Raw genomic sequence first — 13027 nt, forward strand, 5'->3', positions numbered from 1 at the left:
CGCTTTAGGTCTAGACTGCATCTACACATCATCCCCCGGCATTCTTTCCCCAACCAGCGCCTCTATCGGCAACTCGACGAAAGGCGTGTTGATCCCCGCCATAAAATAGTGGTTGCCCTTGTGGGCGACCGCGCCGTCGATGTTTTTCAAGATGGTCCGGATGTTCGTCCCGGCCCATTCCGTCCCCTTGAGGACGCGGCTCTTGAGCGCCTCTGCTGACGTCGAGACGTAGACTACCGCCGCCCCCTGGCGCATCTGCACCTTTATGCCGAGACGGACCAGCGCGGCAATCGCGGACTTACGCGCCTTGTTGTCCACCACTTGGTCATAGCCGTCCGCGCCGACGATCTTAACCCGGTCGGGATGCGTGCTAAGTTCGATCAGCTCGCCGACAGTCCGCTCCCATGTGCCTCCCTCTGGCGTCATGTGCTTGACGAGATGGCCGGACAGGTGCTGCACGAACCGGTCCTGATCCTTGACGGCGTTCTTCGCCGAGTGGTCGGCCCAATCGTTCGCCGAGATCCATTTGAGCGCTTCCTCGAGCGTCGCCTTGCGCTCGCTGTTCAGCAGGTAGGCGCCGGCCAGCAGCGGCCCAAGCTGGTCGCCAAGCCGCTGAACGCCGAGGTGCATAGCCGCGGCCTCGGTGAAGATGGCGACGTTATGCCGGAGCGTCGGCAAGTGGTGGATGGTGCGGGCGAGCATGCGGCGCGCGAAGGTGGCGTCGATCGTCGTCAGCATCCGCGAGACGAGGGTCGCATAGTGCTCCTTGTTCGCCCTCTCCTGTTCAGGCGTGTCGGCGTCGGGCTTGGCAAGGGTGAGCTGTGTGTACCGCGTCTCGTCGGCATAGCCCTCGATCTGAGTGTTGATCGACGCAAAGACGAACATGGACCTTGCCCGATAGCCCTTCGTGCCTTGGTTGGACGTGCCTTTCATGATGACGCCGTCCGACTCCGACGCGGCGACGCGTGCGAGGTCGAGAATGGCGCGGATGCGCGCCTGGCTGTGCATGTCGCGCGGTTCGGCCTCGTCGAAGATGACGGGCAATGCGTCCATGCCGAGCGCGCCGCGGATGCCAGCCTCGGTCGTGTTGCCGACGATGCTGATCGCGGTGGTGCCGAGGCCGCGCTTGACGATCTTGTCCATGACGGTCGACTTGCCGGCGCCGGCCGGGCCATTGATCCAGATGTGAGGCCGCCAGGTAAGAAAGCCGCACACAGGCGCGACGACGCAGAAGCCCGCCAGCAGGTAGCCGGACAGCGGCGCCGACCAGCGGAGCGACTTGCAGATGGACAGGAACTCGCGAGCAACCTCCTGCGTCGCCGGCCGGTCCATGTCGACGTCAAGGGGCTCGCCGGCATCGTAGACGTGGCGGCTGTGATGGTGCGAGATCCGGCGGGCCTCGTTGTTGATGACGAGTTGGTCCCCGGCATGGAAGATGGAGTCCTCGCCTTCGAACCAAGCCCCCCTGCCCCGCACGCGGTTGTGCGACACGAACTTGCCTCGGCTCTTGCATGAGCGGATGCAGGCGTTGACGGCGGCCTTCCAATCGACGCCGCCTTCCTTGCCCTTGCCGGGAAACTCGATCTCCCACCACTGCAGCGGCGCGAGGATCATCATGTTTTCGGCTTTGTGCGACGACGCCGACAGTTCGATAACCTCAGAGACGTCGGACGGCTGGTAGTAGCAAGTCGTCTTGCCGATTCCGAGGCAACGGAAATGCGGCTGGCCGAAGTCCGCCAGGGGATGCGGCGTGTCGTCCTCGCCGCCGGCAGGCCCATACTCACGGTCGGCGGGATCATAGTCGTCGGGCATTGCCGGCGGCGGCTCGTCGGAAGGCGCAGCTCGTTTTGCCTTCTCGGCTTCAAAGCTGACGACGTTCGGCGCCGCTGCTGCCGCGAGTGCAGCGCGGACGGGCTCTAGCCCGGACAGACGGAAGAGGTCGTCGAAGTCCGAGAAGTCGCGCGGCGCCGCGCCGCCGGCCTCGATGCTGGCGTCGTCGAAATGCGGCACGGCGACGAACACGCCGATTTCTTTCGCCGCCTCGCGCGCCATGGTGAGGCCGGGGTTGTCGACGGGCGTCTTCGTGAACCTGTCGTTGTCGGCGGCGATGATGATGTCCGCCTCGGGATATTTGGCCCGGATGGCTACGGCGACGCTCTTGAGGTTGCCGGAGTCGAACGCGACGATGACGAGCGCGCCGGTCGCACTGTGGATGCGGGCGCCGGTGGCGTAGCCTTCGGCGATGAAGATCCGGCCGCCGGGCTCGGGCGCCTTGCCGATGCTGTGATAATTGCCGGCCTTCGGCGTGCCTTTCAGGAAGAGCTTCTTCCCAGTGTCGTCGATCGTCTGCACGCCGACGATGGCGCCGGTAGGCGAGAACATGGGTACGATGAGGGTGCCGGCGCGGGCCGTGCGGTTCGGCTTCTCTTTGTCGTGGATCTGGTAGCGGACGTTCTCTTTCAGCTGCCGCAGGCCCGGAAAAACCGGCAGCGACTTGCGAGCGAGGTACGGATGTTCCGGGTTCGCCTTGGTCGATGCCGTCATGAGCGTGGTGGCGGCGGCGGCGGCCATCTCATACCCGATGCGGGTGTCCTCAGCGCGGTCGGCGCGCTCTCGGTCGATACGCTCGCGCAGGATCGACCGCTCGGCCGCTGTCATCGCTGTCGGGCGTTTCGCCGTCCATGTGTCCTCGATGCCGAGCTTGAAGTCGCCGAAGTGACCGGACGCGGGGTGGTCGAGGTGCAGGACGTAATAGATGTCCTTCTTTCCCTTCCGCTTCGGGTCGAGCGAGTTCGCGCGATGCAACTTGCCGTCTGCGATGGGATGGCCGCCGGCCGTGTCCATGCGGATGCCGGCCGACCGCATGGCGTCGAGGAAGTCCGCGACGTGATCGCCGTCGCCTTTCGTCACTGGCATGCACGTCCCCGAATGTCCTTGGCCGCATCCTCAACGAGGGCGACGGCATCAGCCTCCGACCGGACGACGTCGGCAATCCCGCCGCCGCGCCGCACATGGTCGAGGAAGTTCAATTGATCCTTGGTCGGGCGCCCGGTGCCGTCTTTGACCTCAGGCGCCAGGAATACAGCCACCTTCGCGCCGACCATCTCCGGCGTAACCTCGACCGTTAGGAAGCCGATGATGTCGGACGACCCGGTGGTGAGGCCGGCCTTGAGCGGGCGGGCGTCGAGGATGACGCGCTCGCCGCCATGGGCACGGTAGACCTGTCCGGCGGTGAGGCCGAACGACTTGCCGGCCCAGCCCTGCCCGGTGTTGTTCCTGAACACGGATGCCCCGGCGCGCGAGAGCGCCATCAGGCAGCGGTTCATGAGGGCGGTGCCGCTCATGCCTCGGCGTCCGCCTCGCGCGGGTCCGCCTGGCGCCCGACGACATCGGCATAGTGCCGCAACACAGCCGCCGCATCGTCCGGCCCGTACATCCGCACCAGCGCAGCCGCCAGATAGTCCAGCAGCCCGAATGCAGCGCTATCGGCCCGCTCCTGCGCAGTCGCCAGCACATGCCGGCCGGCCTCGCGTCCGGCTTCGCGCGCGAGCTTCATCGTCAGTGCCGTCGCGGCGTCGAGCTCGCCTGTCGCGACGTGGTCGAAATAGCTCTTCGTCATGCGTAGCGCCTTTGCGTGGTTTCGTTGCGAGCGTCCCAGACCTTCTGAGCCCAGGCAGCGGGGTTCTTCCGGCCGCGAAGCGTGCCGATGCGGATGAGGTCCTCGAGCGACTGCGCGGTCTCGTTTTCGCGCTTCTCTTCGCGACCCTTGAGGACGTGCTCGGCCCATTTGGCGGGGTTGCGGATGCCGCGCGCCCTGCCCTGTGCAACGAGATCATCGAGCGTCTTGGCTCGGCCCTGGTCCTTGCGGACGGCTGTCCGAGCGGCGGCAATCTCGACCTCGGCAAGTTCGCCAGCGAGTTCCTTCACCGTGCGACCGAGGGCGGGGTAGCTGTGGCCGCAATTCGGGCAGACGGGCGCTGGCGGATGGACGCGGTAGCAGGTCGGGCACTGGCGGGCCGGCGACGATGGTTCGTCACCATTGCCGCCGCGGCTGCGCTTCACGCGCCCATTGAGGGTCCAGTCGCGCTCCTGGCACGGCAGGCCGTGGCCACGTCCGCCCTCCTCTTTCGCTCGGCTGTTGCCAGCATGGTCGAGGATGATCGCCTCGCTCTTGCCTGGCGCGATGCGCAGCGCGCGGCCGACCTGTTGGATGAAGAGCGCGAGGGAGTCGGTCGGCCGAAGGAGGATTGCCACCTCGATCGCCGGAAGGTCGAAGCCTTCGGAAACGAGGTCCACCGACGACAGCACCTCGATGCGGCCGGCGGTGAAGTCGGCGATGAGCTTGTCGCGGTCCTGGCTTTCGCCGTCGATATGCGCCGCCCGATAGCCGGCCGCTTGAAACTGCTCAACGACCGCGAGGCTATGCTTGATGGAGACGCAGAACACCATCGCCCGCTTGCCGTGCGCCAGCTTGCGGTAGTGCTCCACGGCATTGCCAGTGACCGCCGTGGTGCCGACGCGCTCTTCCAGTTCCTTCTTGTTGAAGTCGCCGCCAATGCGCTTGATGCCGGATAGGTCCGGCGAGGACGGCGCGAACAGCCGGTACGGCGACAGGAAGCCGTTTTCGATGAGCCAAGCGGTCGACGGCCCCTTCACCATTGCGTTGAACCACTTGCCGAGCCCGGTGCCGTCGAGGCGCTCCGGGGTTGCCGACAAGCCGACGACGAATGATCCTTGCGCCTTGTAGGCGTCGATGACGTCGGCCCAAGTCTTCGCGCCGGCATGGTGCGCCTCGTCGACCACGTAAAGGTCGGGCGCCTTGTACTGGTCGAACCGGCTGTTGAGCGTCGGGATGCTGGCGATCTGGACCGGCTGGCGGCGGTCGCCGGTGATGCCCGCGGCGATAATGCCGTACGGAATGCCGACCTTGTCGAAGGTCTTCGCTGTCTGCAGGATCAGCTCTTTGCGATGGCAGGCGAAAGTCACGGTCTTGCCCCGCTTGGCCGCACTACCCGCCATGAAGCTGGCGACGATGGTCTTGCCGCCGCCGGTTGGCAGCTGGACAAGCACGGACCGGTGCTCGGCGAGCGCCTTACGAGCGTCGCCAATCAGCGCTTTCTGATGATCGTATAGCTGGACCGTCATGGCTGCGCCGCGCCCGATTGCGATTTGTCATTGGCGCGTGCACGCGCTTTCCGAGCCGTCGCAGCCTTGCCGCGCTCCTGCGCTGTCAGCGCGTCATCAGCGAAGCCGCCGAGAACGCCGCGAGCAAATGGTGCCGGCTCGGCCTCGACGCCGCCAAACAGCGGCAGGCCCTCGGCAGCGGCAAGCTTAGTCCGCGCCCGCTTCTTCTCATCCGGTCCGGCCAAGACGAGGCCCATGCGGATGGCGATGGCCGCCTGATACTCTTCCTCGCGCTCGACAAGGACGGCGTTGCAGCCCTCCCAATATGCGGCCTCGGCGGTCGTGCCAGTGCCGGCGAAGGGGTCGAGGATGGTGCCGCCCTTCCGGCATGTCAGGCGGGCGAGCCAGCGCATGAGGTCGACGGGCTTGATGGTCGGATGGTTGAGGCCGTGGCGATCGTCGCCGTCAGCCTTTGCCGAGTAGAAAAACCGGGAAGCGGAAACCTCGTCGACCATAGGGAAGCACGACGCGACCTCAGCAGATCCGTCGTGCACGATATTCGCGGGGTAGCGGCCGACCCGTGGGTCGCTGATCGTAGCCTCCAGGCCGCGTCGCGCGGCGCTTGTGGCCGGGTCACCAAAGGCACCCCCGTGGACGGCGGCCATGGACTGCAGACGTGTCGTGACAGAGTCCTGACCTACGCGGCAACCGCCAACGTTGAGGGCGCCCGTCCCCCACTTGAGGCAGTTCTCGGCGACCGTGCCCTCGACCGGCTTGCGCGCGAGGCAAATGGGCTCCCAGGCAGGCTTGAGCGCTGTCTGCCAACCCACCCATTCGGCGGCCTCATCTGTCGCCTCTCGGATCGTCCGGTCCCGGCTGCTGAAGCGGTGCTCGCCAAATCCTCCCGGCACTCCGTCATGCTCGGCGAGCACTTCCGCCGTCGTCCACGCGTCACCTGCGAGGCCCTTTCGATCGTTGAGCCGCCTGACCTCAGCATCAAGACTGCGATCAAGCGCCAGCAGTGCAGTCAGGGTTTCCCATTGCTGCCAGGTCGGCAAGGCGGGCTGGCTATCGGTGTCACGAGCGGCCCAATGATCGATGAGCCGCGGGTGGCAGCCACCGAAGTGTAAGACTAGATCCTTCGACTTGAGGTCGCGAGCGTCCATAGCGTCGCGCACCGCGCGGCATATAACACGAACGGCCGAAACGTCCTCGACCCGGCGGCGCTGTAGCGCCTTGCTGACGTTGTGCGACTTCGGAAACCCTGTTCCGTAGGCCCACGCCAGCTGGTCGCGGATGTCGAAGCCTGCATCCTCGATCGCCACCGCCATCCGGTGATAGGTCCGCGTACCGGAGAAGGCGACGAGATGCCCGCCAGGCTTGAGGACGCGAAGGCACTCCCGCCAGAACTCGACGGAGAAAGCTCGCTCGCCGGTATCCCACTTCTTGCCCATGAAGCCGCGCGACGCACGCGCGAAGGCCCCATCCGTTCCGAACTGCGCCGGTGCGGCCCCCTCCCCGCCAAACCGCTCGGTGATAGACGTCAGCGCATACGGCGGGTCGGTGTTGATGGCGTCGATGCTGTTGTCGGGCAGCCCGCGCAACACGTCGAGGCAGTCGCCAGCATGCAGGGCAACTCGGCCGCCAAGGAATAGGCGTGGCTCGTCCATTTTCAGGTGCTCCATTTGCAGAACGTCAACGTGCAGGGTGAAGAGAAGCCGGGTCTATCTCGACGCCCATGCCTTCGGCGAGGTTCAGCACCGCCGGGATGTACCGCGGCGGGATCGTACCGCAGAGCCCGTCAGGCCGGCGCTCGGCATTGTCCCAACCGGTGACCGTCGAGCGGTTGACGCCGAGCAATCGGGCAAGCCTTGCGCGGCAGCCGTTTGCCAACAGACGTACGGTCATATCGAGGGGCGTTTCGGTATTCATGATAATTCCTGATAACGGATGCGCTCTAGTGACAATTCATAAACACTCGGATATTACGATCGCGACTTGCAAACGAGGGGGCTTTGAGCATGAGCGACACGAATCAGCCGGATCGGCAAATCGACAGCCAGTGGTTTCGCGACCAGCTGGCCGACCGGAAGCTGACGCAGCGCGCGGCAGCCAAGCTGCTGAACCTCGACCCGTCGAGCCTGTCGCTTCTGCTTGATGGCCACCGGCGCATGCGGATCGATCAAGCCGGCGAGTTTGCGCGCATCCTCAAGCTGCCTATAAGCGAGATTGTGAGACGGGCCGGTGTTGAGACGACCGGCGGCATGCATGGCCGCCTCAAGGTCGTCGGCTACATCGAGGGCACCGGCCGCGCGGTAATTCGTGACGACGCCCCAGGCGCCGTCGTCCAATTCCAATGGGACCTGCCTGAGAAGGCGACGGGCTTGCAGTTTCGCACTGCGCAGTCGGCGGCTGACGTGTGGGACGGATTCATCGCTGCGTTCGGCGACAGCGAACCCGGCGGCGCTGGCGCCCTCGACCGAACTGGCCTCATCCGCATGCGGTCCGGCGAGGAGCTTTACGGAAAGGCCCGCCGCGGCTACGCGCCGAACCTCTACACCATCATTCCGCTGACGGGCGAGTTGATCCACGACGCGGACATCGAGTCCTTCAAGCCTCTGATTGGCCTTCGCCCTATCTGAACCCATAAAAACGTATCCTTAACCAAACCTGATTGACACATGCCATCTTCGTTGACATATTGCAAACGCAAATGACGAAAAGCAATGGAGGTTGCGAAGATGGGCCGCAGAGAATTCGATTTGACGGTCACGGTGCCGCCCCCGTTCGGCGAGGTGACCGCAGCGATGGACGGGCGTCTGCCGCCTGCGGGGCATGACCACCCGAACGATCCCGACAATGATGGCGAGGTGCACGTTCGCAGCGCGTCGCTGACGCTCGACGGCATTTCGCACGACATCGACGTTGACGAAATATCAACGCTGGCCGTGCGGTGCGGCGGCGGCTGGGTTGCCCTCGACGACGTGCTGCGGTCGCGGGCTGTTGAAGAGGCCCGGGCATGAGGGTGGAGGCTGGGCGGAGTTACGTGGACACCATCGGCGCGAAGGTCGGGCCGATGATGTCGCCTGATCCCAACGTGTTCATCGAAGTCGACGCTGATGGCCGAAGCTGGGATGAAGAAGGGCGAGGCTACGGGAGGGCCTCTGGCTTTGACCTCGTTGCCGAATGGACCCTGCCAGTCGCGAGCAAGTCGGAGGCATCGGAATGAGCCGCCGCATCATCTACTCTCGCTCGGCGTGGTTCTGGCCGCGCCTTGAGAAGTCCTGGCACTTCCTCCGCGCGCCTGACGTCACCGCCACAGCGGCGGCGGCCCTCTACGGCGTGTCGCCTTACATGACGCCCTTCGATCTCTACCACCGACTCGCCGGCAACGTGGAAGTCGTCTTCACCGAGAATGAGCGAATGCTTTGGGGTAAGCGTTTGCAAAATGCAATTGCTCAAGGGATTTGCGAGGACAACGGGTGGCGTATCGTCGATGCTCATCCGTTCCTCTACGCACGCTCGGCGAAGTTCCCGCACATGGGCGCCTCCCCTGACTACGTGATTGAGGACACGGTGGCGCCGGACCTCGGCTACGGGCTGCTTGAGATCAAGAACGTCGACAAGTTCATCGCGATGGACGGGTGGTCCGACGAAGAGGCTCCGACTCACATCGAGTTTCAGCTTCAACACCAGCTCGAAGCGTGTGACCTGAACTGGGGTGCCATCGGCGGCCTTATCGGCGGCAACGACATCCGCGTCTTCCGCCGTGACCGGGACGTCGCAGTTGGCGCAGATATCGGCGCTCGCATCGGTGAGATGTTCGACCGCATCGAGCGGAGCGACCCGCCGCCGGCGGACTATCTCGCCGACTACGAGACCATCCGCACGCTCTACCGCAACGCCAGTGTCGGCAAGCAGCTCGACCTCGACACGGCCGAGCCCGGCGTCGCCGCCCCCCTGCTGGCGCTCATCCAAGCCGACCACGCCGCCGGCCTCCGCTTCAAGGAGGCCGAGGAAGACAAGAAGCGCGCGCGCGCCGAACTCATCGAGAGCATCGGCGACCACGAACGCGTCATCGCGACCGGCTGGAAGGTCTCGGCCGGCACCACCCACCGCGCCGAGACCACCATCGTCCAACGGGCGTCGTCCTACCGGAACGTCCGCATCACCAAAGCAAAGGCTTCCAAATGAGCGACACGCCTACACGCGCCCTCGCGGTGCAGTCTCAGCAGCCGGACCGTGCCCTCTCGGTCTTCTCTTCCACCTCGTCGTTCGAGCAAGCCCAGCGCATCGCCAAGGCGCTGGTCTCGTCGGACCTTGTCCCTGCGAACTACCGCGGCAGCGACAACCTCGGCAACGCGCTCATCGCCATGGACACGGCCGGCCGCATGGGGCTGTCGCCGCTCGTCGTTATGCAGAACCTTCACATCATCGAAGGACGGCCATCGTGGGCATCGTCGTTCATCATCGGCGCCCTGAACAGCTGCGGCCTGTTCGTTCCTATCCGGTTTCGCATCGAGAAGCTCGGCAAGCGGACCGTGTCGTTCGACAGGTGGGAAGGCCCGAAAGGGAACCGCAGCAAGGTGACCGCCAAGATGGACGTCGAGGACATGACGTGCGTCGCCTGGACGGCCGAAAAGGGAACCGGCGAGATCCTTGAAGGCCCACCGGTCACGATCGCCATGGCGGTTGCCGAAGGCTGGTACACGAAGCCCGGTTCGAAGTGGGTCACCATGCCCGATCTGATGATCCGGTATCGCGCCGCGGCGTTCTTCGGCCGGCTGTATGCGCCGCACATCCTCAACGGCATGCCGACAGAAGATGAGGTCATCGACATCGAGGACTTCCGCGATGTGACACCCCGTCCGGCGGCCCCGGTTGCTGAGGAGGTTCCCGTTGAGGCGAAGCCGGAAGGGCGTCCGACCGGCGTGCACGCTGCCATGGCGCGCGGAAAGGCCGAAGAGGCGACCAAGGCTGAGAAGCCGCCGCGCAAGAAGACCGAGGCCGCGCCCGCCATCGAGCCCGAGCCGGAGAACGAGGAGCCGACAGGCGATGCCGGCGAGGTCGAGGACGCCGACTTCACGGACGAGACCGACGCCAACGACGATCATGTTCCCTTCGGCGATGCCGAAGACGACGACTATAGCCCGGCCTGAACATGGGCGAGCGCTACCTCACCACGGAAGAGGCCGCCGAGCATTTGCGCTCGTCGGTCTCGACCCTCGCCCGCTGGCGGACGCTCGGGACTGGACCCGAGTACGTCAAGCGCCAGGGGCGGGTCCTCTACTCCAACGACACCCTCGAGGCATTCCTTAAGGGGCAGACGCGGACGAGGACCCGCGACGAGGTCGGCCATGCCGGATAGCGTCGAAATCTACATCCGGCTTCTGGACGTCGGCGAACGCGCGGCCCGCGTGCAGAGCGTCGATACCGGCAAGACTGCGACCGTGTCTCTTGTCCATGCGGAGGTGACGGCAACCGGGGGCTACCATCGCCTCACGCTGCCCCGCCGCATGGCCGTCGAGGCGGGCCTCGTCTGATGGTGCGGGATCTGGAAGCCTTCAAGGTGTGGCTCGGCCGGCGCGGCGCCGAAGTCCTCGCCACGACGAATGCGTATGAGGTGCTCCGGGTCCGCACGTCGTCCGGCGTCCACGTCGTGCACAAGAACCGCAGGGGACGACAGACTTGGCCGTCGCTGCTGTCGGAAATCGTCGACCTCTATCTCGACGGCGGATCGCCAAGGCTGTCACCGACCGCCAGGACGCGCCGATCCTCGCGGCTGCGGCAGCGCTATTCCGTCCTCATCACTCGCGACGGCGAAGGGTGCTTCTTCTGCGGCCAGCCGGTGCCGAAGCCTGATGAGGAATGCCATCGGGACATGGCGCCGAGCGTCGAGCATCTGGTCGCAATCACGCACGGCGGCCCAAACCACCTGTCGAACGCCTACCTCGCGCACAGCCGGTGCAACAACATCGCTGGCGACATTTCCGCCGTCGAGAAGATCCGGCTGCGAGAGAAAATGCGGGGGTGGCAGTGAGCGCGGCCACGCCTCTGATGGAGGTCAATCTCCGGCGCCAGGCCGAGGCTATGGCGGCGATCGACGCCGAACGTAAGGCGCGCGGCATGTCCATGTCGCAGATGGCGCGAGAGGCCCGGCTGTCGTCGAACTCGTACAGCGAATGGCTCGCCCGCAAGCGTGATCCATCCCTGTCGAAGCTGGTTCAGCTTGCGCGCGTGTTCGGGTTCGACGTCGTCATGCGCCGCGCCGATTTCGAGACCGACATGCAAGACGTGCCGGCGGCGATCAACGTCATCGCCGCCGCAAGGAAGTCTCGGCAGTGGTCGCTTTCCGACATGGAAGAACGGTCGGGCATATCACTGAACAGCTTCTACGGGTGGCGCAAATGTCAGCGCGACCCGGCGCTGTCGAACTTCGTCGCCCTCGCCGAGACCTTTGGGTTTGAGGTCGTCATGCGCGGCAGACCGCCGTGACATTCGGCGAGGCTATGGCGGCGGTGTCATCCCGCCTAGCCGTCCGCCGAGACGGCTGGGGCGCGCGTCGGGCGATCCAGTTGCAGACCTGCCCATGGAACGGCGAGCGCGAGGCGCTGCTGCTGTTCGACCGAGCCGGCCGAGGCGACGTCCCGGCCTTCCCATACACGATGTCAGGCGACGACGTGCTCGCCACCGATTGGAGAATACTGGAATGACCACCAAGGCGAAAACCGAAAACAAGGAAGCCCACGTCCCACGTCCTACCGTCATCAAGGCCACGGTGCCGACGTCGGCGCTGCGCAAGGCTGTGGCGCTGGTAAAGAAGGCGCAAGGCAGCTGGAGCGGATGCATCCCGATCCTCAACTGCGTCACGATCTGCGCCAAGAAGGGCGAGAAGACGATCGACGTCGAGTTCCGCGGGGTCGATGAGCGCGTCATCGCCACCATCGAGGGCAGCGGCGACGGAGCGGTTGCGGTGTCAGTCCGGACGCTCGACGCGTTCCTGTCCGGCGTGATGGCTGAGACCGTCGAGATCAATAAGGATGCCGGCGACGCGGCGGTGACATTCTCGACGCCGACCTTCTCGCTGGCGATGGTGCCGAACCACGTCGAGGACACGCCGGAATTCAAATGGGACGATGATGCCGTCGTCGCCGAGTTCTCGCTTGCCGAGGGCGTTCTTGCGCATCTCCTGGCGCTGACGATGCCGTTTATCTCGCGGGAAGAGACACGCTACTATCTGAACGGCGTGATGATGACGGTGGCCGACGATACCCTCATCGCCGTTGCAACGGACGGGCACCGTCTCGGCCGCCGGCAAGCCAAACTGACGGCGCCGTGCGCGCCGCTTCTTCCATCGATCGTCCCGCGCGGCTTCATCACACTCGCCAACGCCGCCCTCGGCAAGGGCGAGGTGGCCGTCCGGTTTACGAACACGCAGGTCGAGATGAGGTCCGGTAGCGTGATGATGCGGTCGAAGCTGATCGACGGCGTCTTTCCCGATTATAACCGCGTCATCCCCGCTATTGCTCCGCACACGATCCGGTTCAAGGCCGCCGACACATTGCCGGTTCTGACGGCGGTCGGGCGCTCGCGAGCGGGGTCGTTCAGCGCGAACGCCATGAAGCTCACACCCGGCGGGGGCGGCATCTCTATCGAATGCCGCGTGCCTGATGGCGAGACAATGACGGCGAAGCTCGACGCCGCAGTCGAGGGTGAACCGCCCGTCATGGGGTTCAACGCGAGATACATTCTCGGCGCGTTCAAGGCGCTCGGTGGCAAGGAGATGCATCTCAACACCGCCGACAGCCACACGCCCGCTCGCCTCACGTCGCCAACCGGCGCAGAAGGCGATCTGGTCGTCATCATGCCGATGCGCGTCTAGACCGTTGACGATTTGCAACCA

The 13027-nt window shown here is 65.2% G+C and carries 17 protein-coding genes; 11 read left to right on the forward strand and 6 right to left on the reverse strand.

Annotated elements, in window-relative coordinates:
* Window positions 1–21: 21 nt before the first annotated feature.
* The 6 genes from IEX88_RS11730 to IEX88_RS11755 are packed head-to-tail and all read right to left on the reverse strand — an operon-like array spanning window position 22 to window position 7056.
* A complete protein-coding gene (locus IEX88_RS11730) occupies window positions 22–2916 on the reverse strand; it encodes a toprim domain-containing protein (protein ID WP_188850819.1) in 2895 nt (964 codons plus the stop codon).
* On the reverse strand, window positions 2907–3344 hold the full coding sequence (locus IEX88_RS11735) for a hypothetical protein (RefSeq protein ID WP_188850820.1): 438 nt from the start codon (window positions 3342–3344) through the stop codon (window positions 2907–2909). The genes IEX88_RS11730 and IEX88_RS11735 overlap by 10 nt, the downstream gene beginning before the upstream one ends.
* On the reverse strand, window positions 3341–3619 hold the full coding sequence (locus IEX88_RS11740; RefSeq protein WP_188850821.1) for a hypothetical protein: 279 nt from the start codon (window positions 3617–3619) through the stop codon (window positions 3341–3343). Before IEX88_RS11740 ends, IEX88_RS11735 begins: the two co-directional genes overlap by 4 nt.
* Window positions 3616–5145: a DEAD/DEAH box helicase gene (locus IEX88_RS11745; protein WP_188850822.1), complete on the reverse strand. Its 1530-nt coding sequence runs from the start codon at window positions 5143–5145 to the stop codon at window positions 3616–3618. The genes IEX88_RS11740 and IEX88_RS11745 overlap by 4 nt, the downstream gene beginning before the upstream one ends.
* Window positions 5142–6809, reverse strand: coding sequence for a DNA methyltransferase (locus IEX88_RS11750; protein WP_210319268.1), 1668 nt, complete (start codon window positions 6807–6809; stop codon window positions 5142–5144). The genes IEX88_RS11745 and IEX88_RS11750 overlap by 4 nt, the downstream gene beginning before the upstream one ends.
* A gap of 10 nt (window positions 6810–6819) precedes the next feature.
* A complete protein-coding gene (locus IEX88_RS11755) occupies window positions 6820–7056 on the reverse strand; it encodes a helix-turn-helix domain-containing protein (protein WP_188850823.1) in 237 nt (78 codons plus the stop codon).
* An 89-nt stretch (window positions 7057–7145) separates the two neighbouring features.
* Between IEX88_RS11755 and IEX88_RS11760 the strand changes: the two genes are divergently transcribed.
* From IEX88_RS11760 to IEX88_RS11810, 11 genes are all read left to right on the forward strand, one after another.
* Complete coding sequence (locus IEX88_RS11760) at window positions 7146–7766, forward strand: hypothetical protein (protein WP_188850824.1); 621 nt, start codon at window positions 7146–7148, stop codon at window positions 7764–7766.
* Window positions 7767–7850: 84 nt separating this feature from the next.
* Entirely contained in the window at window positions 7851–8147 is a 297-nt protein-coding gene (locus tag IEX88_RS11765; RefSeq protein WP_188850825.1) for a hypothetical protein, read from the forward strand.
* A gap of 23 nt (window positions 8148–8170) precedes the next feature.
* Window positions 8171–8353, forward strand: coding sequence for a hypothetical protein (locus tag IEX88_RS11770; protein WP_188850826.1), 183 nt, complete (start codon window positions 8171–8173; stop codon window positions 8351–8353).
* Complete coding sequence (locus tag IEX88_RS11775; RefSeq protein WP_188850827.1) at window positions 8350–9318, forward strand: YqaJ viral recombinase family nuclease; 969 nt, start codon at window positions 8350–8352, stop codon at window positions 9316–9318. The genes IEX88_RS11770 and IEX88_RS11775 overlap by 4 nt, the downstream gene beginning before the upstream one ends.
* Window positions 9315–10283 (forward strand): recombinase family protein, encoded by a 969-nt coding sequence (locus IEX88_RS11780; protein WP_188850828.1) that lies wholly within the window; start codon window positions 9315–9317, stop codon window positions 10281–10283. The genes IEX88_RS11775 and IEX88_RS11780 overlap by 4 nt, the downstream gene beginning before the upstream one ends.
* A gap of 2 nt (window positions 10284–10285) precedes the next feature.
* Window positions 10286–10492, forward strand: a complete 207-nt coding sequence (locus tag IEX88_RS11785) for a helix-turn-helix transcriptional regulator (protein WP_188850829.1) — start codon at window positions 10286–10288, stop codon at window positions 10490–10492.
* On the forward strand, window positions 10482–10667 hold the full coding sequence (locus IEX88_RS11790; protein WP_188850830.1) for a hypothetical protein: 186 nt from the start codon (window positions 10482–10484) through the stop codon (window positions 10665–10667). The genes IEX88_RS11785 and IEX88_RS11790 overlap by 11 nt, the downstream gene beginning before the upstream one ends.
* Window positions 10667–11164, forward strand: a complete 498-nt coding sequence (locus tag IEX88_RS11795; protein ID WP_188850831.1) for an HNH endonuclease — start codon at window positions 10667–10669, stop codon at window positions 11162–11164. The genes IEX88_RS11790 and IEX88_RS11795 overlap by 1 nt, the downstream gene beginning before the upstream one ends.
* A 50-nt stretch (window positions 11165–11214) precedes the next feature.
* Window positions 11215–11619 carry a helix-turn-helix transcriptional regulator gene (locus tag IEX88_RS11800; RefSeq protein WP_188850832.1) on the forward strand — a complete coding sequence of 135 codons (405 nt, stop codon included), beginning with the start codon at window positions 11215–11217 and terminating at the stop codon, window positions 11617–11619.
* Complete coding sequence (locus tag IEX88_RS27270) at window positions 11616–11837, forward strand: Thoeris anti-defense Tad2 family protein (RefSeq protein ID WP_188850833.1); 222 nt, start codon at window positions 11616–11618, stop codon at window positions 11835–11837. Before IEX88_RS11800 ends, IEX88_RS27270 begins: the two co-directional genes overlap by 4 nt.
* Window positions 11834–13006 (forward strand): DNA polymerase III subunit beta, encoded by a 1173-nt coding sequence (locus IEX88_RS11810; protein WP_188850834.1) that lies wholly within the window; start codon window positions 11834–11836, stop codon window positions 13004–13006. Before IEX88_RS27270 ends, IEX88_RS11810 begins: the two co-directional genes overlap by 4 nt.
* Window positions 13007–13027 lie beyond the last annotated feature (21 nt).

The organism is Aureimonas glaciei, assembly GCF_014643375.1.
GTDB lineage: Bacteria > Pseudomonadota > Alphaproteobacteria > Rhizobiales > Rhizobiaceae > Plantimonas > Plantimonas glaciei.